This window comes from Alistipes sp. An66, assembly GCF_002161445.1.
GTDB lineage: Bacteria > Bacteroidota > Bacteroidia > Bacteroidales > Rikenellaceae > Alistipes > Alistipes cottocaccae.
Window position 1 is genome coordinate 1 of record NZ_NFHT01000013.1, and the last position, 22,510, is coordinate 22,510.

Annotated in this window: 19 protein-coding genes; 4 read left to right on the top strand and 15 right to left on the bottom strand. The window is 62.4% G+C overall.

Features of this window, described 5'->3' with window-relative positions; genetic code table 11:
• The 8 genes from B5G16_RS09200 to dapB all read right to left on the bottom strand — a co-directional run.
• On the bottom strand, positions 1-467 hold a 467-nt coding region (locus B5G16_RS09200; protein WP_143260859.1), incomplete at its 3' end, for a BACON domain-containing protein.
• 168 nt (positions 468-635) lie between these two features.
• Positions 636-965 (bottom strand): nucleotide pyrophosphohydrolase, encoded by a 330-nt coding sequence (locus B5G16_RS09205; protein ID WP_087263451.1) that lies wholly within the window; start codon positions 963-965, stop codon positions 636-638.
• A 183-nt stretch (positions 966-1,148) separates the two neighbouring features.
• The gene (locus B5G16_RS09210) at positions 1,149-1,802 is read right to left on the bottom strand and encodes an O-methyltransferase (RefSeq protein ID WP_087263452.1); all 654 of its coding nucleotides are present in this window, start codon (positions 1,800-1,802) and stop codon (positions 1,149-1,151) included.
• A gap of 5 nt (positions 1,803-1,807) precedes the next feature.
• Positions 1,808-3,022: a M16 family metallopeptidase gene (locus B5G16_RS09215; protein ID WP_087263453.1), complete on the bottom strand. Its 1,215-nt coding sequence runs from the start codon at positions 3,020-3,022 to the stop codon at positions 1,808-1,810.
• Between the two features lie 9 nt (positions 3,023-3,031).
• Positions 3,032-5,821 carry an excinuclease ABC subunit UvrA gene (uvrA, locus tag B5G16_RS09220; protein WP_087263454.1) on the bottom strand — a complete coding sequence of 930 codons (2,790 nt, stop codon included), beginning with the start codon at positions 5,819-5,821 and terminating at the stop codon, positions 3,032-3,034.
• Positions 5,822-5,998: 177 nt separating this feature from the next.
• Positions 5,999-6,598, bottom strand: coding sequence for an IMPACT family protein (locus tag B5G16_RS09225; RefSeq protein WP_087263455.1), 600 nt, complete (start codon positions 6,596-6,598; stop codon positions 5,999-6,001).
• 3 nt (positions 6,599-6,601) lie between these two features.
• Entirely contained in the window at positions 6,602-7,954 is a 1,353-nt protein-coding gene (gene lepB / locus B5G16_RS09230; RefSeq protein ID WP_087263456.1) for a signal peptidase I, read from the bottom strand.
• Between the two features lie 19 nt (positions 7,955-7,973).
• On the bottom strand, positions 7,974-8,732 hold the full coding sequence (gene dapB / locus B5G16_RS09235) for a 4-hydroxy-tetrahydrodipicolinate reductase (protein WP_087263457.1): 759 nt from the start codon (positions 8,730-8,732) through the stop codon (positions 7,974-7,976).
• Between the two features lie 111 nt (positions 8,733-8,843).
• On the opposite strand from dapB, the gene truA reads away from it, so the two are divergent.
• A complete protein-coding gene (gene truA, locus B5G16_RS09240) occupies positions 8,844-9,599 on the top strand; it encodes a tRNA pseudouridine(38-40) synthase TruA (protein WP_087263458.1) in 756 nt (251 codons plus the stop codon).
• Between the two features lie 649 nt (positions 9,600-10,248).
• On the opposite strand, the gene B5G16_RS09245 is transcribed toward truA, so the two are convergent.
• From B5G16_RS09245 to B5G16_RS09255, 3 genes are all read right to left on the bottom strand, one after another.
• Positions 10,249-11,982, bottom strand: a complete 1,734-nt coding sequence (locus B5G16_RS09245; RefSeq protein WP_087263459.1) for a BACON domain-containing protein — start codon at positions 11,980-11,982, stop codon at positions 10,249-10,251.
• A gap of 86 nt (positions 11,983-12,068) precedes the next feature.
• Complete coding sequence (lpdA, locus tag B5G16_RS09250; RefSeq protein ID WP_087263460.1) at positions 12,069-13,445, bottom strand: dihydrolipoyl dehydrogenase; 1,377 nt, start codon at positions 13,443-13,445, stop codon at positions 12,069-12,071.
• 140 nt (positions 13,446-13,585) lie between these two features.
• Positions 13,586-15,283, bottom strand: a complete 1,698-nt coding sequence (locus tag B5G16_RS09255; protein WP_087263461.1) for a C69 family dipeptidase — start codon at positions 15,281-15,283, stop codon at positions 13,586-13,588.
• 155 nt (positions 15,284-15,438) lie between these two features.
• Between B5G16_RS09255 and B5G16_RS09260 the strand changes: the two genes are divergently transcribed.
• The 3 genes from B5G16_RS09260 to proC all read left to right on the top strand — a co-directional run bounded on the left by B5G16_RS09260 (position 15,439) and on the right by proC (position 18,521).
• A complete protein-coding gene (locus B5G16_RS09260; RefSeq protein ID WP_087263462.1) occupies positions 15,439-16,734 on the top strand; it encodes a WD40-like domain containing protein in 1,296 nt (431 codons plus the stop codon).
• Positions 16,735-16,991: 257 nt separating this feature from the next.
• The gene (locus tag B5G16_RS09265; RefSeq protein WP_087263463.1) at positions 16,992-17,660 is read left to right on the top strand and encodes a YggS family pyridoxal phosphate-dependent enzyme; all 669 of its coding nucleotides are present in this window, start codon (positions 16,992-16,994) and stop codon (positions 17,658-17,660) included.
• A gap of 69 nt (positions 17,661-17,729) precedes the next feature.
• On the top strand, positions 17,730-18,521 hold the full coding sequence (gene proC / locus B5G16_RS09270; protein WP_087263464.1) for a pyrroline-5-carboxylate reductase: 792 nt from the start codon (positions 17,730-17,732) through the stop codon (positions 18,519-18,521).
• A 363-nt stretch (positions 18,522-18,884) separates the two neighbouring features.
• Here the strand turns inward: proC and B5G16_RS09275 are convergent, their stop codons facing one another.
• The 4 genes from B5G16_RS09275 to B5G16_RS09290 form a co-directional block, all read right to left on the bottom strand.
• On the bottom strand, positions 18,885-19,892 hold the full coding sequence (locus tag B5G16_RS09275; protein WP_087263509.1) for a peptidoglycan DD-metalloendopeptidase family protein: 1,008 nt from the start codon (positions 19,890-19,892) through the stop codon (positions 18,885-18,887).
• A 254-nt stretch (positions 19,893-20,146) separates the two neighbouring features.
• On the bottom strand, positions 20,147-20,716 hold the full coding sequence (locus B5G16_RS09280; RefSeq protein WP_087263465.1) for a DUF3109 family protein: 570 nt from the start codon (positions 20,714-20,716) through the stop codon (positions 20,147-20,149).
• Complete coding sequence (locus B5G16_RS09285; protein ID WP_087263466.1) at positions 20,713-21,696, bottom strand: D-alanine--D-alanine ligase; 984 nt, start codon at positions 21,694-21,696, stop codon at positions 20,713-20,715. Before B5G16_RS09285 ends, B5G16_RS09280 begins: the two co-directional genes overlap by 4 nt.
• 2 nt (positions 21,697-21,698) lie before the next feature.
• A complete protein-coding gene (locus B5G16_RS09290) occupies positions 21,699-22,508 on the bottom strand; it encodes a nicotinate-nicotinamide nucleotide adenylyltransferase (RefSeq protein ID WP_087263467.1) in 810 nt (269 codons plus the stop codon).
• Positions 22,509-22,510 lie beyond the last annotated feature (2 nt).

A 22,510-nucleotide genomic window follows, 5' to 3' on the forward strand; every position in this document is an offset into this window, starting at 1 on the left:
ATATCCCGTTCCTGCAACTTCTGCGCAAAGGTCTCATCGAACAGTGCGGAGAAGTCCATGTCGTCGGACAGGCCCGTCTGGGTGACGGTCAGCCGCACGGTCTGCTCCCCGCAGACGAGATCGACATAGGCCGTGCGGGGCGCTGCCTGGAAATTCCGTGCGGCGGACATTCCGAGGCTCTGTTCTCCGGCGGCACCGCCTGCGGCATCGGCCGTCAGCCACGCGGCATCGGCATCGGTTTCGTCTCCGGCATCGGCATCGTCGTACACGATCGAGAGGGTCCAGTCGCCCTTTGCGGAGAACACCACCGTTGCGGTCCGCTCCTCGATGGGCCCGAGCGTGTAGTCGGTCTGTTCAACGGTCAGATTTTCCGGAAGGGGGGAGGTAGAAACATCGACCAGATCCACCTTGACGCACCCGGCGGCGGTCAGCGCGAAGAGGGCGGTCAGCAGGTAAAAACGTTTCATGATGGTTGTTTTTTGGAGTTTGTAAATCCGGTTTTTCCAAAGATAGGGATTTTTCCCGAACGCACCAAACCGATCCGCCCGAAGGGTATAAAAAACAGGGTGTTCCGGAAAAAACAGAGGGAGCGGGCCGCCACATACGGGGTCCGCTCCCTGAAATGAACCGTTTTTTCACTCCTTGTTGAGTTTGCTGTTGTTGAGGTGTCGCTCCTTGTCGCGAGAGGTCTTTTTGGCGAAATTGGCCTCGATGGCTTCGGTGAGGTCGATGCCGGTCTGGTTGGCCAGACAGACCAACACCCACAGCACGTCGGCCATTTCGTCGGCGAGGTTGGCCCGTTCGCCGGCCTTGAACGACTGGTCGCCGTAGGTGCGGGCCATGACGCGGGCCAACTCCCCCACCTCTTCCGTGAGGCAGGCCATGTTGGTCAGTTCCGAGAAGTAACGCACGCCGTACTGCTTGATCCAGGCGTCTACCCTTTCCTGCAATTCCTTGATCTCCATGGTAAAATGTATGTTGTCGATGGTTGCTTGTTGTCCGGTGTTTCGTATCCCGCCGCTGTTGTTCGCCGCCTGCGGCGCCGTATTCAGGTCAGACCCACCCCTAAATCCCCGCCTCGGCGGGGACTTTGCGAAGCCTGTCAGCGCTGTATCGAATCGTTGAAATCCGTAGTATCCCTGTTGTTTTCAGTTGCTTTTTACCCGGATCAGGTTCAGCCCGTCGCGCAGGGGGACGATGACGTTCTCCACGCGGGGGTCCTCGACGACCATGCGGTTGAACTCGATCAACGCCTGCGTGTGCCGGTCGCCGTGTGCCACGGGCTGCACGACCTTCCCCGACCAGAGGATGTTGTCGGCGATCATCACCGAACCGCCGTGTACGAGCGCCTTGCCGCCGTTGTCGCCCATCAGCATGCGGTAGTAGTCGGGATATTCGCGCTTGTCGCCGTCGATGAAGACGAGGTCGTAGACCTCGCCGAGCCGGGGTGCGATGTCGAGTGCCGAGCCGATGTGCAGCCGGATCTTGCGGCCGTGGGGCGAACGGTCGAACCACGACCGGGTGAACTCTTCCAGCTCGTCGTCGACCTCGATGGTGTCCAACCGGGCCTCGTCGTCGAGCCCCGCGGCCATCGAGAGGGCCGAATAGCCCGTGAAGGTCCCGATCTCCAACACCCGGCGGGGGCGGATCATGCGGACGATCATTTCGAGCATCCGCCCCTGAATGTGCCCGGACAACATGCGGGGTGCCACGGCGCGGAGGTTGGTTTCGCGGTCCAGCTCATGCAACAGCTCCTCTTCGGGCGCCGAATGTTCGTGTACGTATCGTTCGAGTGCGTCCATAGACTCTATTTGTAAATCAACCTTGACATGCCCGAAAAGACCTCTTCGGCAACTTCGGTGAGTTGTGCGGCGGTCAGTTCGCGGACTTTGGCGTAAACCTGCTCCATGGTGTCCACTTCGTCGTGGGTCAGCAGGCTCTTGCCGGCACCGAGCATGTAACTCTCGTTGCTTTCGCTCGAAATGGCCAGTTGGGCGATGAACTGCTTCTTGGCCATCGAGAGCTGGCGGCTGGTGAGGGGTACGGTGCGCAACCGGTGCAGCTGCTCCTCGATGAGCTCGATGCAATGGTCGGCGTTTCCGTGTTCGGAGCTGAAATAGATCGCCACGATGCCCGTATCGCCGTAGGGGGTGTAGTTGGCTTCGATGTTGTACGACAGTCCGTTTCGTTCGCGCACGACCACGTTGAGCAGCGAGTTGGCCGACGGTCCTCCGAGGATGTTGACCACGAGGGCCAGGGGCAGGCGGCGTTCTTCGGCGATTCCGCAGGCGCGGCCGCCGATGATGCAGTGGGTCTGGTGGGTGTGTTTCACGACGCTCTTTTCGAACGCCGCGCAGGGGCCCGGCGCTACCCTTTCGCCGCCGCATACGGTGGCGGGCTGTTCGCCGAAGTAACGCGCGGCGACGGCTTCGGCCGCCCGGGGCGAGAAGTTGCCGATCGACGAGAAGACCATGCGGTCGGTGGTGTGCATCCGGCGGGTGAAGGCGCGGATGGCGTCGCCGTCGTAACGGGCGAGTGCGGCCTTGCGGCCCAGGATGTTGTGTCCCAGCTGCGAACCCTCGAACAGCAGGTCCTCGAAGGTATCGTAGATCAGGTCGGCGGGCGAATCCTTGTAGGTGTTGATCTCGTCGACGATGACCTCCTTTTCGCGTTCGAGTTCGCGTTCGGGGAAGGTCGAATGGAAGGCGATGTCGGCGATCAGCTCGGCGGCCTTTGCAAAGTCGCCGCGGAGGGTCGTGGCATGGATCGTCGTGTCCTCCTTCGTGGTGAAGGCGTTGAGCTCGCCGCCGAGGTTTTCGAGGCGGCAGTTGACCTGCCAGGCGCGGCGGCGCTCGGTGCCCTTGAAGAAGGCGTGTTCGGTGAAGTGTGCCAGCCCGTACTCCGTGGGGAGTTCGTCGCGGCTTCCGGCGCCGATGACCAGGGCACAGTGTGCCACCGATCCGCGCACCTGACGGTGGATGCCGCGGATTCCGTTGGGCAAGGTATAGGTGTGGAATTCCATGATTGGGGATCAGCGTTTGGTGCGGCGGCGCAGGAACTCGCCGGTGTGGCTTTCGGGGCATTGTTCCAGCTCGCGGGGCCGGCCCTCGAAGATGACGCGCCCGCCCCCGTCACCGGCTTCGGGCCCGAGGTCCACGACCCAGTCGGCACACTTGATGATGTCCATGTTGTGCTCGACGACGACGATCGTGTGCCCGCGTTCGATCAGGGCGTTGAACGCCGCGAGGAGCTTCGAGATGTCGTGGAAGTGGAGTCCCGTGGTGGGTTCGTCGAAGATGAACATCACGCCGCCCTGGGCGGCATCCTTCGTGAGGAACGATGCGAGTTTCACGCGCTGGCTCTCGCCGCCGGAGAGCGTCGAGGAGGACTGCCCGAGCTTGATGTATCCGAGACCGACGTCCTGCAAGGGTTTCAGCCGCTCGATGATCCTGCGGCAGGTGGCGTTCGCGGGCTCTTCGCCGAAGAAGTCGATGGCCTCGTCGACGGTCATTTCGAGTACGTCGTAGATCGACCGTCCGCGGTACCTGACTTCGAGGATCTCGTCGCGGAAACGCTTTCCGCCGCAGGCTTCGCAGACCAGTTCGACGTCGGCCATGAACTGCATCGAGACCTTGATGACGCCCTCGCCCTGACACTCCTCGCAGCGGCCTCCGGCGATGTTGAACGAGAAGGCCGAGGCGCCGAGTCCGTTGTGCTGGGCATAGGGTTGGTCGGCGAAGAGCTTGCGGATCTCGTCGTAGGCCTTGATGTAGGTGACGGGATTCGATCGCGAGGACTTTCCGATGGGGTTCTGGTCGACCATCTCGACCGATTTGAGCAGCTGCACGTCGCCGTCCAGTCCGTCGAAGTCGCCGGGTTTGACGCCCGTGTCGAAGAGCATGCGCCGCAGCGCGGGATAGAGGATTCCTTTGGCCAGGGATGATTTTCCCGATCCGCTGACTCCGGTGATGCAGGTCATCACGCCGAGCGGGATCCGCACGTCGATGTTGCGGAGGTTGTTTTCGCGGGCTCCGCGGATCCGGATCGAGCGGCTCCACCCGCGCTCGGTGGGGGGCACGGCGATTTCGCGGCGTCCCGTGAGGTAGTCGGCCGTGAGGCTTTGCCCGCACTTCAACAGATCGGGGAGCGTGCCGTTGAAGACCACCTCGCCGCCGTTGTAACCGGCCTTTGGACCGATGTCGACGATCCAGTCGGCGGCTCGGATCACCTCCTCCTCGTGTTCGACGACGATCACCGTGTTTCCCAGGTCGCGCAGCTGTTTCAGCACGCCGATCAGGCGGTTTGTGTCGCGGGGATGGAGCCCGATCGAGGGTTCGTCGAGGATGTACATCGAGCCTGTGAGGTTGCTTCCGAGCGATGTGGAGAGGTTGATGCGCTGGCTCTCGCCGCCGGAGAGGGTTGCCGACAGGCGGTCGAGGGTCAGGTATCCGAGCCCCACGTCGGCGAGGTATTGCAACCGGTTTCGGATCTCGACGAGGATGCGCGCCGCGGCCTTTGCGTCGTGGTCGTCGAGTTGCAGGGCGGCGAAGAAGTCGATCAGCCCGTCGACGGGCATGCGGACCAGATCGGCGATCGTGCGCCCCCCGACCTGGACGTAGAGAGCCTCGCGGCGCAGCCGCGAACCGCCGCACTCGGGGCAGACGGTCTTGCCCGTGTAGCGGGCCTTCATCACGCGGAACTGGATCTTGCGCCGCTCGGAGTCGATGTACTGGAAGAACTCGTCGAGACCGTGGAAATACTGGTTTCCGCGCCAGAGCAGACGTTTTTGGGCGGGTGTCAGTTCGTAGAAGGGGGTGTGGATCGGGAAGTCGAACTTCGCGGCGTTGTCGATGAGCTGCTGCTTCCAGCGACGCATCGTCTCGCCGCGCCAGCAGGCGATTGCATCCTCGTAGATGGTCTTGCTCTTGTCGGGGATCACGAGGTCCTCGTCGATGCCGATGACCTTTCCGTAGCCTTCGCAGCGGGGGCAGGCGCCGAGCGGGTTGTTGAAGCTGAACAGATGCTCGGTCGGGGGTTCGAACTCGATGCCGTCGGCCTCGAAGCGCGACGAGAAGGAGCGCAGTCCGTCGTCGGTGACCGTCTCGCAGACGCCCCCGCCGTAGGAGAAGGCGCGGGCCACCGAATCGCGGATGCGGGTCGGGGTCTCCTCGTCGTCGTTCACGCGCAGGCGGTCGACGACGATGCGCAGCTCGTCGGCCTTCGTGTCGGGTCCGATTCCGGGCAGGATGTCTTCGATGAGCCGCACCTCGCCGCCGGTGTAGACGCGCATGAAACCCTCGGAGAGCAGCAGCGTCAGCTTCTCGATGATCCCCTGCCCTTCGGCGAGTACCAGCGGCGCCCCGATGAGGATGCGCTGCCCGCGGTGTTCGAGGAGGTATTCGGCCACATCGTCCGTCGAGTAGCAGCGGACCTCTTCGCCCGAGACGGGCGAGAAGGTGTGTCCGACGCGTGCGAAGAGGAGTTTCAGATAGTCGTAGATTTCGGTGGTCGTTCCGACCGTCGAGCGGGGGTTGCGCGTGTTGACCTTCTGCTCGATGGCGATGGCCGGGGCGATTCCCTCGATGATGTCGACATCGGGTTTGTTGATCTTGCCGAGGAACTGCCGGGCATAGGCCGAGAGGCTCTCGACATAGCGGCGCTGCCCTTCGGCGAAGATGGTGTCGAAGGCGAGGGTCGACTTTCCGGAGCCCGACAAACCGGTGATGACGATCAGTTTTTCGTGCGGGATGGCGAGTTCGATGTTGCGAAGGTTATGAACCCGCGCCCCTTTTATGTAGATGCAGTTATCGTGTTTTTCCATATCCGTAAGGTCTGCGATCCGCGACCTTGTTCCGTTGGTTTGTTTCTATACTTGGGAGGACCCGATTCCGCCTGTCCGCGTCTGCAATCCCGGTTTTTTCTTTCCCTGCTCCTTCTTCCCGCGGTCCTTCTACCCTGCTCCTTTTCCCGGTCCTTTCCGGCCGTCTGCCCTCACCGGTTACTCCCGGATGGAACCTCCGGCCTTGCGGAGCCTGACGACCAGCCCCTCGGCGCGGCTTTCGCGGATTGCGAGCCGCAGGGTGCAGAGGTTGTCGAACTCCTGCGCCTCGATCCTGGGCTGCTCCTCCTTGACCACACGCATGATGTCGTTCATCGCCACATAGGGGAAATCCACCGTGACGACCCGGTCGACGGTCCGCTCGACGATCTGCGCGGCTTCGATGGCCGCAGCTGCGGCTTCGCGGTATGCGGCGATCAACCCGGGAACCCCGAGCTTCGTGCCGCCGAAGTAGCGGACCACGACTACGAGACAATCGGTGATGTCGTTCGAGAGCAGCTGCCCGAGAATCGGCTTTCCGGCCGTTCCCGAAGGTTCTCCGTCGTCGTTGGCGCGGAATGCCTCGCCGCGGGGTCCGAGCCGCCAGGCGTAACAGTGGTGCGTGGCGTCGAAGAATCGTTTGCGCAGGGCATCCAGATGGCCGCGGATCTCCTCCTCGCTGCGGACGGGATAGATCCAGGCGAGGAACTTGCTGCTGCGTTCGCGGCAGGCGGCCTCGGCGGGCGCCGCGACGGTCCGGTATCGGTCGTCGTCCTGCATGGCCTACCGCACTTTCCGGAAGAGCCGCTCCCAGCGGATGTTCGACGGGAACTTCTTGTTGGCGTCGAGCGAGAGCCAGACGAACGAGGCCTTTCCGACGATGTGGTCCTCGGGCACGAAGCCCCAGAAGCGCGAGTCGGCCGAATTGTGGCGGTTGTCACCCATCATCCAGAAGTAGTCCATGGCGAAGGTGTACTGCGTGGCGGGTTCTCCGTCGATGCGGATCGCGCCGTCGCGCACGTCGAGCTCATGCCCCTCGTATGCCTCGATGATCCGGCGGTAGAGCGGCAGGTTTTCGGGTGTCAGCTCCACCGTGGCGCCCTTCTTCGGGATCCAGATCGGTCCGTAGTTGTCCTGGCTCCACCGCGCCTCGTCCCATTGCGGGAATACGTCGGTCGAGGGGGTGTAGATGTAGGGGCGGATCGAGATGACGTTGCTCGACGCCTCGATCTTTGCGGCGGCCTCCTTCGTGAGGGACATGTAGTAGGCGGCGCCGTTTCCGCTGTACTCGGTGATTCCGAGGTTGTCGAGCGCATACTGCGTGAAGGGGGCGTTGGTCTGCACGATGTAGGAGCTCTGCAAGCCGGGGATCGGCTCCTGGGGTTCTCCGTTGACAAAGACCTGTCCGTCGCGGATCACGAGCGAGTCGCCGGGCAGGGCCACGCATCGCTTGATGTAGTTTTCGCGTTTGTCCACGGGTCGGCTGATGACCGTGTATTTTTCGTTGAGGCGCTTGCGCCCCTCCTCCTTTCCGAAGGACTCCTCGAAACCGCGCAGCACGTCATAGTAGGTCACCGACTGGTTTTCGAGCAGCACGGTGTCTCCGGCGGGGAAGTTGAAGACCACGACGTCGTTGCGGCGGATGGGTTTGAGTCCTTTGAGCCGGTGATAGGGCCATTTGATCGCTTCGGAGAAGGATTTTTTGGTCTGCGAGAAGGGCATCGTGTGGTGCACGAAGGGGAACGAGAGGGGTGTGTTGGGCATCTGGGGGCCGTAGGATACCTTGCTGACGTAGAGGTAGTCACCGACGAGCAGGGATTTCTCCATCGACGAGGTGGGGATCACATACATCTGGAAGATGAAGATGTGCACGAGCGTGGCGACGACCGTTGCGAAGATGATGGCGTTGACCCACTCGTAGACGGTCTTGTAGAGCCTGTTTCGTTTGCAGAGCTCCGCGTTGTGGTGCCAGACGTAGCGGTAGAAGAGCTTCGAGATGTAGAGGTCGTAGATGACGGGCAGGCCGATCAGGAGCCAGAGGTTCCCGGTCCAGACGACGAACCAGAGCGTATAGAGCAGGGCGGCCAGCGTGAACCCGACCCATTTGTTTCTGAAAAAAGCCTTGATTTTTTGCATGTTGTCTCGGTTGTTTCAACTATTTCAGCAGGTCCTCCATGCCGTATACGCCCTTCTTTCCGCAGAGGAATTCGGCCGCCACGACGGCTCCCTGCGCCAGCGTGCGGCGGTTTTTGATCGTGTGCCGCAGTTCGAGGATGTCGTCCTCGGACTCGTAGGTCACGGTGTGGATGCCGGGGACCATTCCCTCGCGCACCGAACGGATCTCGATGCGGTCGGCCGGCGTATCCCCGCTGCGCTCCACGCGGTTTGCGGCGTGTTCGATTCCCGGTGCGAAGTTCACCCATCCCGTTTTGGCGGGGAGGTTTTCGATGATGCCCTCGGCGAGCGTGATGGCCGTGCCGCTCGGGGCATCCTTCTTCTGGGTGTGGTGGACCTCCTCGATGCGGACGTCGTAGCCGCCCCCGACGCGGCTGACCAGTGCGGCCAGCTGGCGGTTGAGGCGGAACAGGAGGTTGACGCCCAGACAGTAGTTCGAGGCGTAGAACAACGCCCCGCCGCGCCGGCGGCACAGCTCCTGCAACTCCGCCAGACGGTCGGTCCAGCCGGTGGTTCCGCTGACGACGGCCGCGCCGCATTCCAGACAGGTGCGGATGTTGTCGTAAGCCGTTTCGGGCGTCGTGAATTCGATGGCCACGTCGATGCCCTTCAAATGTTCGGCGTCGAGGTCGTGTGCGTTCTCCTGGTCGATGACGAGGGCGATTTCGTGTCCCCGTTCGGTGAGGATCCGTTCGATTTCGCGGCCCATCTTGCCGTATCCGATGATTGCAGCCTTCATGTCGTTCGAAAGTTTCCGACAAAGATACGAATAAATTCGGAAACTAAACGTAGCGGGATCGTTTATCGTATGCGTGAAATGCGTATCTTTGTCGGCGAAAAGGATTCAGCCATGCGTTATTTTCTCGAACTCCGTTATCTGGGGGCCGCCTATTGCGGGTGGCAGCGGCAGCCCGACCAGCCGTCGGTGCAGCAGACGCTCGAACGGGCCCTGACGACGCTCCTGCGCGAACCGATCGAGACGACCGGTGCGGGCCGTACCGACACGGGGGTCAACGCCTCCTACTACGTGGCGCATTTCGACTGTTCGCATCCGGTATCGGACCCCGTGCAGACGCTCTACAAACTGAACTTTCTGCTTCCGGAGGATATCTCCGTGGAGGGGCTGACGCCGGTTGCGGAGGATGCGCACGCGCGGTTCCATGCCTGCGAACGCGAGTACCGCTACTACATCGAGCCGCGCAAGAATCCCTTCACGCGCCACCTGACATGGCAGTACTACGTGCCGCTGGACGTCGCGCGGATGAACCGTGCGGCGGCCTTTCTGCTCGAATACGAGGATTTCACGTCGTTCGCCAAGCTGAACTCGAACAACCGGACGAACATCTGCCATGTGCAGCGGGCCGACTGGGAGGAGTTGGCGGACGGGCGCCTCTGCTTCACGATCCGTGCGGACCGGTTTCTGCGGAACATGGTTCGGGCGATCGTGGGGACGCTGGTCGACGTGGGCCGGGGGCGCTATACGCCGGAGGATTTCCGGTCGATCATCGAGAGCCGCGACCTGTCGCGTTCGAGTGCCGGGGCCCCGGCGCAGGGGCTGTTTTTGAGCGACGTCCGCTACCCTGCCGAAATCTTCCCCCCCCTTTAAGAAAGGGGTTTTAGGGGCTGCGGGACCTCACGGGGTTTCCGGCCCCTGAATCCGCGTCGACCGACGGTCGACGCGCGGAATAGTTTCGGAAACTCTTCGCCGACCCCATCGCCCCTAAAACCGGCTTTTTAAGCCGGCGCACTTTGTTTTTTGCGGAAAAAGAAACCTCGGAAGTCCGAGCGCCCGGAACGGGAGGCTGTAAAGGCTTGATCTTACTGCGCCCGCCCGGTTAAGAACCGCCGGCTTAAAAAGCCGGTTTCAGGGGCTGCGGAAACTCACGAGGTTTCCGAATCGTGAATCCGCGTCCAACGTTCAAAGCGCGGAACCGGCCCGGAAGCCCCACAAAGGTTCCTTCGCCCATAGAACCGGTCTTTTAGACCGGCGCACTTTGCTTTTCGCGGAAAAAGGACGCAACGAAGGCGGAGCGAAAAGAAACGGGGCCGGTTTGCTTGCAAACCCGCGTCAGGCGCCCGTTTCCGTGATGCCGAGGTGCGGCCCCGCAAAAAGCAACTTGCGGCTGGTTCTGGTGGCACCTTTTGACACCAAAATGCCCCTTTTAAGAGAAGGGCTTTATGGGCTGCGGAAACTTACGGGGTTTCCGACCCCTGAATCCGCCCCGGTTCTTAACCGGGCTCCTTTCTTAAAGGGGCTATTGAGCTTTTTGGTAGACGGGAGAGATGGTTGTGCCGTTGTCGAGAACCCAACTGTCTTTGGTGAATTTGTCTGGGATGCGGTTCAGGTTGAAATCAGCCCAGACCGTTACCGGGAACACAGACTCCCCGTCCCCGGGATTGCCTCCGCAGTACAACGTCGTCAGCGCCGTGTTTTGGCTTACATCCAGCGACTTCAACTGATTGGAGGAGCAGCGCAACGACTCCAGCTCCTTGTTGTTGCTTACATTCAGCGTCGTCAACTGATTGTCGTAGCAGTACAACACCGTCAGCGCCGTGCAGCCGCTTACATCCAGCGACGCCAACGAATTGGAGTAGCATTGCAACTCCGTCAGCTCCGTGTTGTTGCTTACATCCAGCACCGTCAACTGATTGGATCTGCAGTCCACCAACCACAACGATTGGTGGTTGCTTACATCCAGCGAGGTCAACTGATTGGAGTAGCACTCCAACTCATACAGCACCGTGTTGTTGCTTACATCCAGCGACGTCAACGAATTGTCGTAGCAGTACAACCACATCAGCGCCGTGTTTTGGCTGACATCCAGCTCCGTCAACTGATTGAAGGAGCACTTCAAACACTTCAGTTTCGTGTTTTTGCTTACATCCAGCGAGGTCAACTGATTGGACAGGCACTCCAACCACGTCAGCGCCGCACAGCCGCTTACATCCAGCCTCGTCAACGAATTTCTTGTGCACTGCAACTCATACAGCACCGTGTTGTTGCTTACATCCAGCTCCGTCAACTGATTGGAGTTGCAGAGCAACGACTCCAGCGCCGTGCAGCCGCTCACATCCAGCGACGTCAACTGATTGGAGGAGCACTGCAACTCCGTCAGCGCCGTGCAGCCGCTTACATCCAGCGACTTCAACGAATTGGACAGGCAGCGCAACTTCGTCAGCGCCGTGCAGCCGCTTACATCCAGCGTCTCCAACTTATTGGTTTCGCAGTCCAACTTCGTCAGCGCCGTGCAGCCGCTTACATTCAGTTTCGTCAACTGATTGTTGTAGCACATCAACCTCGTCAGCGCCGTGCAGCCGCTTACATCCAGCGACGTCAACTTATTGTAGTTGCAGCCCAAATACGTCAGCGATTCGAAATATTCGATTCCTTGCAGGGAGGTCAGGGAACTCCCCGAAACATTCAGTTCGGTGATTGCGGCAATCTTTTCCATATCATCCAGCGTGATATTTCCCGCATCGGAGATAATTTCCAGTCCCTGCAACTTCTGCGCAAACTCCGGGGCGAACAAGGCGGAGAAATTCGTTTCGTCGGATGTGCCGGTTTGGGTAACGGTCAGCCGCACGCTCTCTTCTCCGCAGGCAATATCGACATAGGCTGTGCGGGACTCTTCCGTGATTTTGGGGGCGGCGGTCAGTTCGACCGTCTGTTCTCCGGCGGCACCGCTCGCGGGCGTAACGGTCAGCCACGCGGCTTCGGTTGCGGTTTCATCGTCGGTTGCGGCTTCGGTTGCGGCTTCGGTTCCGGCATTGTCGTACACGACCGAGAGGGTCCAGTCGTTCTTTGCGGTGAATACGGCCGTTGCGGTCCGCTCCTCGACGGCGCCGAGCGTGTATTCGGTCTGTTCGACGGTCAGTTCAAGTTCAGGTTCAGGCTCCGGTGTGGGGGGGGGAGAATCAGGGGTGTCGTCCTTCTTGCAACCTGCAAGGACGAGGGTGGCAGCGAGTGTCAGCAGGTAAAGGTTTTTCATGTATTTATGAATTAAAAAGCGGGGCAAAGATACGAATTTTTCCAAAAAAACACTCCGGATGGCTCGTGCCGCGTGCGCCTGATCCGTCAGAGATGGATGGCGGCCCCGAGCGCCGCTTCGGCAGCCTCCATCACCCCTTCGTTCATCGTCGGGTGGGCATGGATCGTGCGGGCGATCTGATGCGCCGTGGCGCCCAGCCTGCGGGCCAGCGTCGGCTCGGCCAGCATCTCCGTCACCGAAGCCCCTACCAGGTGGGCCCCCAGCAGATGATCCTCCTCGTCGAAAATCAGCTTCACGAAGCCGTCGCGCTCCCCCGCTGCCGTGGCCTTGCCCGAGGCCGTGAAGGGGAAGCGTCCGATCTTCACGGCAATGCCCTTTTCTGCGGCCTGCTGCTCGGTCATGCCCACCGACGCCACTTCGGGCTGCGTGAAGACGCACGACGGAATGGTCGTGTAGTCCACCGGTGCGGGCGAGAGCCCGCAGATGGCCTCCACGCAGCAGATACCCTCGGCCGAGGCCACGTGGGCCAGCGTCGGACCCGGTACGATGTCGCCGATGGCGTAGATCCCCGGGACGTTGGTGCGGTAGAATTCGTCGACGCAGACCTTGCCGCGCTCGACGGCGACGCCCAGCTCTTCGAGACCGATTCCCTCGATGTTGGACTGAATGCCCACGGCCGACAGCACGACATCTGCCGTCAGGGTCTCCGGGCCCTTCCGGCCCTCGATCTCCACCGCGCAGCGCCCCTCGTCCGTGACGCGCACCTGCCTGACGGTCGTCCCGACGAGCACCGTGGCGCGCAGCTTGCGGAAGGCGCGCTCCATGGCCTTCGAGACCTCCTCGTCTTCGAGCGGCATCATGCGCGGGAGGTACTCGATGACGGTCACCTTGACGCCCAGCGCGGCGTAGAACCACGCGAATTCGCTGCCGATGGCCCCGGAGCCGACGACGATCATCGTCTCGGGCAGCCGCGTGAGCGTGAGGGCCTGGCGCGAGGTGATCACATGCTCGCCGTCGACCGGGATGAAGGGCATCTCGCGCGGACGGGCCCCGGTGGCGAGGATGATGTGGTCGGCCTCGTACTCCGAGCCGTCGACGTCGACACGCCCCGGGGCCGTGAGCCGCCCCGTTCCGGCGATGAGGTCGATGTCGTTCTTTTTCAGCAGGAACTGCACGCCCCGCGACATGGTCTCGGCCACGGCGCGCGAGCGGGCCACGATCTGTTCCGGATTCGGTCGGATTTCTCCGGAGAGTTCGAGTCCGTATTGCTCGGCGTGGCTGCACAAGCCGTAGACCTGTGCGCTTTTCAGGAGCGCTTTGGTGGGGATGCAGCCCCAGTTGAGGCAGACGCCGCCCGCCTCGGCCCGCTCCACGAGGGCCACCTTGCGGCCCAGCTGCGCGGCCCGGATTGCGGCCACATATCCGCCGGGGCCGCTGCCGATGATCAGAATGTCGTATTTCATGGTTTTCAGATTTTCGTTTCAGGTCTGGATGTCCCGGTTTCCGGACGGGTATGAATGCCCCCTCCTTCGGCCGTTTGTATGCGCGGTTTCCCGGTCGGGGCCGGACCGCGTGAGACGGCCGGCCCCGGGAGTTCGGGTGCTTATTTCCGCACTTTGAGCACCTCGCCGTTGTCGGCGGCCACGGCGCGCTTCCACTTCTCGTTGTAGCCCGGGAACTGGATCTTGTCGGGGATCTGGCGCCCGTTTCCGTTGTCGACGAAGTGGGCGGCCGAGCCGTCGCCGTCGAGGAACGACAGCACGTCGCCGTGCTCGCTCTTGACGTTGCCGTCCATGTACTTGATCAGCAGGTAGCCGTTCAGACGCTGCCAGCGGTCAAAGAGCTCCTGTGCCGTCGATACGCTCACTTCGGTGAGGTAGTTGCGGCGCGCCGCGGGCGACATCCTGCCGATGCGGGCCATGATCGCCTCCATGTCGGCCAGGCGGGCGTTCTCCCACTGGTCCGAGACCTTGCGGATGTCGGCCGCGATCATGTCGTAGCGCATGTAGGCGAAGTTCGTCGTGCGGTTGAAGAGCCAGAATGCCGACGTGGGCGAATATTCGAGCATCGAGCCGTTGCCCTCGCGGAAGCACTCGGGAACCTCCTGCGCCGAGCAGAAGATCGGCGTCAGGCACGACGTCGCGGCGTCGTCGACCCCGAACCAGAGGATGCCCGTGTCGGCCGGACGATCGGCGCGGGCCTGCCCCACGAACCAGAATCCGGTCTGCTGCGTAGCCGTGGCGCGTTCGTTGAGATAGGTCTCGCCGTCGACCTCGAACTCCATCGGGCGCCAGCGGTAGGGGCAGTTGTGGCCTCCGGCGCCGATGTCCGTGGTCATGTCCATCGGCGTACCCTCGTAGTGGTCGCGCATGCAGTCGAAGAGCTGTTTCGGGGAGACCTTCGTGCGGGGTTTCACCCACAGCGGCATGCGGTTTTTGAGGTCATAGCCCATGGCGTAGTCCTGATAGGCGTCCATGCCGTCGGCCACGGTGCGGAAGAAGGCCCACACGCGGGCGTCGCAGCCGCGCACGGTCCCGAAATCGGGCGGGCAGTAGGCGTCGGCGAAGCTGAACGCCTCGTCCTCACCCTCGAAGTAGCCCATCTCGCGGGCGAACTCCACGACGTCGGGGGCATAGAGACAGTTCTCCGGGTCGTCCTTCGGGAAGGTGGTGATCCGCGCCTGGTTGGCGTGGGCCGAGACATAGCCGTCGGGGATGCGGCGGGCGACCCATACGATTCCCTTTCGGGCGTTGCCGCCCTTGCCGTCGTCCTTGTATCCCTTGCCGATGAGCTCCATGATCCATGCCTCCTCGGGATCGGCGATCGAGAACGACTCGCCGCTCGACGCATATCCGTAGGTGTTGGCCAGGTCGACGATCACGCGGATCGCCTCGCGGGCCGTGCGTGCGCGTTGCAGGGCGATGTAGATCAGCGATCCGTAGTCGATGCGGCCGGTGGTGTCGACCAGCTCCGCACGTCCGCCGTAGGTCGTCTCGCCGATGATGAGCGAGTGTTCGTTCATGTTGCCCACGGTGGAGTATGTTTCGCGGAGCTGCGGGATGTCGCAGAGGTAGCGTCCCGTGTCCCACTCGTAGACGGAGAGCATCGCCCCGGCCTTGTGTCGTCCGCCGGGGGTGTGGTAGAGGGCTCCGTAGAGCGCATGGGAGTCGGCCGCGTAGGTCACCATGACCGAACCGTCGGTCGAGGCGCCCTTCGTGACGATGAAGTTGGTGCAGGCCGAGACCGCGCCGTAAGCGGCTACGGCGGCGAAGGCTGCGAGCATCAATCTGAAATTTTTCATGTTTTTCGGGTTTAGCACGTAAAGATAGAAAAAAAGCCGGAAACCGCTGCGTCGATCGGTCCAAAATACTATATTTGTAACGGCAACAACTTTCTTCCGCCCGGAAATACCCCCCCCCGATACGGAGGTAAAAACTTTAAAATCATTGCTTTGCTATGTGCAGGATTGGTGTGGTGCTGTTTTTCAGCCTTCTTGTGTCGGGGTGCGGCCTCACGGTGGAACGCCCGAAGGAGATCCTGGTGACCGACATCACGATGCCCTCCGACGGGCCGTTTGCGCCGGGCGCTCCCGTGACCGTCACGGCCTCGGGATTCGAATCGGGGGACGAAATCTGGTTCGAGATTGCCTGGACCGGCGGTTCGGAGGAGTTTGCCCCGGAGGGCTGGGCAAAGGGAGTCCGGGGCGTCGTGACGGAGCGCACGGCCGGGTCGGTCACTTTCCTGGCTCCGGGCCACTACCCTCCCTCGACGGTCGACGTGCTGCTTTTCCGCGCAGGGATCTTCCAGCCGCTGGGCACGATCCGTGTCGGCGACGGCGTGCAGCACGAAATCTTCCTCTATACGCTCACCCCGACTGCGGCGGGTGGAACCGCCGTGGCCCGCTGTCCGATGTACGGATCGACCGAAATGTATGAGGATGTGCTGACCTCCGACCTCCCGCTGGATTATGTTGTGGGGTGTTTCGGCACCGGCACGGCCTGCGGCATGGCGGACGGACGGCTCGTCGATCTGGACCTCGTCACCCGCCATACGCAGGAGTCGGGCGGCGAGGCTCTGCTTGCGGGATCGACCTCCGCATCGTCCGTGGTTGCTCTCTACGTCCGCGACGACCGGCTCTACCTCTCCGGAGGCACGTCGCAACCCTATTCCTGGCAGCTGCCCGAGGGGGTTACTGCGGACCGCATCGTCCGCCAACCCTTCGTCTATGCCTTCCAGGCCCTTCTGCTCACGGTGCGTAACGACGACGATACCTTTTCGCCGCTGGTACTTCCGCTGTCGGGTTCCACGGCCCGGCTCGGGGAGTCCGTCGCGTCGGAATACCTGCTCCCCTACTGGACCATGAAGCCGTCGGCCGACGATCCCGCGCGGATGGAGCGTGTGGGCGGTTATGCCGTGCTGCACGGGAGCGTGACCTGGTTCCTGCCCCTCGATCCCGCAACGCTGGCGCTGAAATCCCGGGATGAGCATGTTCTCGCGGTTGAGGGGCGGGTGCTGTCGATGACCCAGTGTATCGTGCCCGGGAAGGAATCGGCCGAAGAGGCCGCTGTCGAGATCGGTTCGGAGGGTGAGGAGCCGGCCGGAAAGGGTGTGCCCGAGGTCCGGATCGGCGTGCTGAGCGAGGTCGAAGGCCGGCGCGAGGTCTGGATCTATAACCCTGCCACGCACTCCGGGACGATGGTATTGAGTGATGCCGACCTCTCCGTCGTGACGGGCATTTTCCTGGCGCAGTGAACCGGGGCGGCCTTGACCGTGCGATTTTCCGGACGCTGTGAGTCCGGGGAGGCTTTGACCGTGCAATTTTCCGGATGTAGTGACTCCGGAGAAGTTTTGACCGTTCGATTTTCCGGACGCTGTGAGTCCGGGGAGGCTTTGACCGTGCAATTTTCCGGATGTAGTGACCCCGGAGAAGTTTTGACCGTTCGATTTTCCGGGCGAAGTCATCCGTCGAGGCGGATTTTTCCCTATTTTTACGGAAAATTTGCAAACCCATGTCGGAAATAGCATCCCAACTGGCCCTTGTGCGGCAGTCGCTGCCTGCGGGGGTGACGCTGGTCGCCGTCTCGAAGACCCACCCCGCGGAGGCGGTCCGCGCGGCCTACGACGCCGGACAGCGCGTCTTCGGCGAGAGCCGCCCGCAGGAGTTGCGCGGGAAGTACGACGCGCTGCCGAAGGATATCGAGTGGCACATGATCGGCCACTTGCAGACCAACAAGATCAAGTACATCGCGCCGTTCGTGGCCCAGATCGAGTCGGTGGACAGCGCGCGGCTCGTCGAGGCGATCCAGAAGGAGGCGGCCAGGTGCGGCCGGGTGATCGACATCCTGCTGGAACTCCACGTCGCCGCCGAAGAGACCAAGACGGGCTGGGACCCCGATGAACTGCGCACGTACCTGGCCGGGAATCCCTTTGCCGGGATGCCGAACCTCCGGGTGCGGGGCGTGATGGGCATCGCCACGAACACCGACGACGAGACGACCGTCCGCCGCGACTTCGACGCACTGCGCCGCTGCTTCGAGGAGCTGCGTCCGATGTTCGGCCCGGCGTTCGACACCCTCTCGATGGGCATGTCGCACGACTACCCGCTGGCCGTCGGGTGCGGTTCGACGCAGGTGCGCGTCGGGTCGCTGATCTTCGGCGAGCGCGACTATTCGAAATAGACCTTTTCAGACAACAACCATCCGCTGCGTTGCGAAGGCGGCGCAGCCTTTCAAATCGTATTTTTCGTTATGAACATCGGATTTATCGGATTCGGAAACATGGCCCGGGCCCTGGCCGGCGGACTGGTGCGCGGCGGCGCGGTCGGGGCCGGCTGTATCGGGGCCTGCGCCCGCGACCGGGCCAAACTGCAACGCAATACGGAGTCCTTCGGCTTCCGGGCTTTCGACACGGCGGCCGAGGTCGCGGCGTTTGCCGACGTGGTGGTCATCGCCGTGAAACCCTACCAGGTCGAGGCGGTCGTCGCGCCGGTCCGCGAACTGTTGAAGACGAAGGTTGTCGTCTCGGTGGCCGCGGGGGTAACGTTCGACGACTACGAGCGGATGCTCGCTCCCGGCACGGCCCATTTGAGCACGTGCCCCAACACGCCGGTTGCGGTCTGTGAGGGCATTGTGGTCTTCGAACGCCGCCACTCGCTCTCGGACGAACAGCTGAAAACCCTGACGGAGCTCTTTTCGCACGTGGGGCTGGTGCTGACGGTCGATACCCCGCTGCTGGGGATGGCCGGGACGATCTGCGGATGCAGCCCGGCCTTTGTGGCGATGTTCATCGAGGCGTTGTCCGACGCGGCGGTGAAGCACGGCATTCCGCGGGCCGACGCCTGCCGGATGGTGAGCCAGATGGTCGTCGGCACGGGCAGGCTGCAACTCGAAACGGGCCAGCACCCGGGAGCGATGAAGGATGCGGTCTGCTCGCCGGGCGGCACGACGATCGTGGGTGTCGGGGAGCTCGAACAGCGGGGTTTCCGCGGGGCGGTGATTGCGGCCATCGACGCCATCGACGCGAAGATCAACAAAAAATAACCCATCCGGTTAAAAACCGGTTTCTCCGGGGCGGACTCTCCCGGGGGCCGGTGCCGGATCCGCAAGCATTTCCGCCCGGCTAAAAGCCGGGTTTTGTGAGTTGCGGGGCTTATTGGGGTTTCGGATAACCGAATCTGCGTCGTCTGGTGTCCGCCGCACTTTGCTTTTCGCGGAAAGAGGACGCAGCACGGGCGGAGCGATAAGAAACGGGGCCGGTTTGCTTGCAAACCCGCGCCAGGCGCCCGTTTCCGCGCCGCCAGATTGCGGCCCCGCGAAAAGCAACTTGCGGCTGGTTTTGGGTACCTTTTGCCATCAAAAGGTACCCTTTTAAGCTTTTAAGAAAGCCCCTTTCTTAAAGGGAACCTACCGCACCCGGAGCGTGCGGCCGATGCGCAGAATGGTCGTCGACTTGATGCCGTTCAGCCGGCAGATGTTCGAGACCGTCGTTCCGTACTTGATGGCCAGCGCGCCCAGCGTGTCGCCCGAGCGGATCTTGTGGTAACGCATGGCGGCCTTTTCGGCAGCCTCCTTCTTGTCCTGCTCCTCGTTGGCGATCTCATCCTCGAAATCCTGCCCGGCGTTGGAGTAGATGCTGAAAAAGGACCGCTTCAACAGGAAGGTCTCGCGGCACAGGGTGCCGTTCTTGAAGTCGATCAGCCGTTCGGGGTCGAACGCCTGCCCGTAGTAGCGGGTCTCGAAGTGCAGGTGGGGTCCCGTCGAACGGCCCGTCGAGCCGCCGAGTCCGATCACATGCCCGGCCTCGACCCACGTCCCCGGCTCCACGAGCCGCTCCGAGAGGTGTCCGTAGTAGGTTTCCAGCCCGTTGTCGTGGCGGATGATGATCAGATTGCCGTATCCGCGGACGTACTTCGAGATGCGCACGCGGCCGCAGAACGTCGCATAGACCGAATCGCCCGTTTTGAGCGGCAGGTCGACGCCCTGATGGCGGCGTCCGCGGCGTGGTCCGTACTTGCCGCGGGGGTTCACGGCGCCCTTGTAGGGATAGTGGTAGCTTGTCGTCGAGTCGATCAGGTCGATCACGACCGACTGCGGCATCGACGACATGTCGACGCTCTGGTACGGGAAGAGCGACGACGTGTCCCAGTACTTCTCGAAGATCGTGCTGTCTTTGGCCACGGCGCGGTTGCGGACATATTTCCAGGTGTTGTTGGCGTAGAGAATGACGTAGAGGGCGTCGTTCCCGGAGTTGAGCGTGTCGAGGACCGTCAGGCCGTTGGTGTCGAACGTCGACTCGATCTGCTTGCGTTGCAGGCGGAGTTGCAGCGAGGCGATGGAATCCGCCGCGGCCTGTTCGGGATCGACGGGCTGTTCGGCCGTAACCGTCCGGTTGGTCTGGTTGCGGGCGGCCATCCGGGCTTCGGTGCGGTCGAGCAGGTGTTGCAGGGAGTCGATTTCGGCGCTTTGCAGCGCGGAGAGGCGGCGCAGCGAGTCGGCTTCGGCCATCGCTTCGACGGCCTGTTCCTGGAGTCGGGCCCGCGACGGCCGGGCCGCCCGGACCTCCCGGGTTTCGGCCGCAAGGGCCGCAGCGAGCATAACGAGTGTCAGCGTGTATTTTTTCATCCTTTTGTCGGTTGTCGGGTGTTTTGTCGGGTTCGGGTTTCTGTTTACTGTTTGATCAACGCTTCGGCGGCTTCGAGCGCTTTATAAAACTCCTCGCCGAAGCGGCGGATGATCGGCTCGCGCAGCGCCTTGTAGACCGGGATTCCGAGCTTTGCGCCGCACCTGCGGGCCGGGGCGCAGACCGACCAGCGGTGGTAGTTGAGCCCCACGGTGCCGTTCGAGAAACGCATCACGCGGATCGGATAGAGATGGCACGAGATCGGCTTGCGGAACGGCGTCCTCCCCTCCTGCCAGGCCTTCTCGATGGCGCAGAGCGTCACGCCGTTCTCCCGATAGGTGTAGGCGCACTCGGCATCGTTGACCAGCGGCGTGGTGAGGTCGCCCTCCTCGTCCACGACCATGAAGCCCTGCCGCTCGACGGCCTCGATGCCTTCGCCGGTCATGTAGGGGCGGTAGTTCGGGAATTCGCGTTCGAGCACCTCCACTTCGTCGGCTTCGAGCGGCGCCCCGGCGTTGCCCTCCACGCAGCAGATGCCCCTGCATTGCGCCAGGTCGCACGCGAAGCATTCGCGCAGCAGGTCGGCGCTCACGATTTTGTCGTCGATCTCGATCATTGGCGGCAGGTGTCGGCGATAATCAGGTCATAGAGCTCGCCGAGCGATATGCCCATTTCGCGGGCCTGCTTCGGGACGATGCTCCCGGCACTCATGCCCGGGATCGAGTTCAGCTCGATGAAGTAGGGTTTTCCTTCGGGGGTTACGATGAAGTCGACCCTGACGACACCCGAGCATCGGCACAGCCGGTAGGCTTCGCGCGTCATGCGGTTCAGCTCCCGGCGCACCTCGTCGGGGATCTGCGCCGGGGTGATCTCCTCGGAGCACCCGGCGGTGTATTTGGCCTCGTAGTCGAAGAAGTCGTTCCGGGGGACGATCTCCGTGATCGGGAAGACGTACTCCTTCTCGCGCGTGACGAGGATTCCGCATCCCATTTCGCGGCCCGAGATGCACTCCTCGATGAGGATCTCGTCGCCCTGGGCGAAAGCCGTGTCGATGGCGTCGTCCAGCTCTTCGGCCCTGTGGACCTTCGTCACGCCGAACGACGAGCCGTTGGCGTTGGGCTTCACGAAGAGCGGAAGGCCCAGTTCGGCGACGATCTGCGCCGTGTCATACGCCTCGCCGCGGCGCAGGAAGCGTTCGCGGGCGAGGTTCACATGTCCGGCCAGCGTGCGCTTGGTGGTGATCTTGTCGAACGTGACGACCGACGAGACCATCGAGCACGACGAGTAGGGAACGCCCATCATGTCGAGATAGCCTTGCAGCCGCCCGTCCTCGCCCGGCGTGCCGTGGATGAGGATCAGCGCATAGTCGAAGATCTTGTGTTCGCCGTCGATCGTCACCGAGAAGTCGTTGCGGTCGACCGGCCAGCGGCGTCCGTCGGGCGTCGTGCAGTGCCAGTCGCGGTGGTGGAGGTCGACGACCGTGATGTCGTATTTCGAGTGATCGAGCGCCGCTTCGATCTGTGCGGCGCTTTGCAGGGCGATTTCCCGTTCGGGCGAATCGCCGCCCGCCATGAGGGCGATCTTCAAACGTGTCATGTTCAGGGATTGTATATGTCTTTGTATCGGAATTCGAGAATCTCCTGCACCATCTGTGCGAACTGCTGCGCCTCGACATGCGCGGCGTCGGTGCGCAGCACGGCGTTGAAGTCGTTCAGCGCCGGGCCCCACTCGCCCATGCGGTAATGGAGCCTGCCGCGTTCGAGGAGCAGTTCCACGTCGCCGGGCCGTGCGGCGATCCGGGCCGTGAGCTCCGCGATGCGGGTTGCGGGGCTCCACAGCCCCTTTTTGCGAATGTATTCGAACACCTCCGGATCAAGCATCGCGCTCACGTCCTCGCCGCGGGCGATGCAGGCGCGGATGTCGGTGGCGGCGAAGTCCTGCAACGGCGCGTCGCCGAGCACCGTGATGCGCCCCTCGAACCCGACGGTCGCCTGCCCGCGCCGCGGGTAGACGTAGATCGGATATTCGAGCACCTTTTCGTACTCCTTCCAACCGGAGAGCCCGGCGATCTGGTCGCCGCCCATCAGGATGGAAAAATCCATTTCCGACCCGAAGTTTTTCTGTAAGTAACGAAGGGTGTCAATTGTGTATGAGGGTTTTGGTAACAGGAATTCCACGACCGACGGCTTGATTCGCTCCGGATGTTTCGAGTTGCGGCAGGCGATCTCGGCCATCTCGAAGCGGTCCAGTTCCGGAGCCAGCTCCCCGGCCTCCTTGTAGGGGCTCCGGGGCGAGACGACCAGCGCCACCTCGTCGCACAGACCCCGGTCGAGGACATACTCCGCCAGGGCGATGTGTCCCTTGTGGATCGGGTTGAACGACCCGAAATAGAGCATTTCGCGTTTCATGC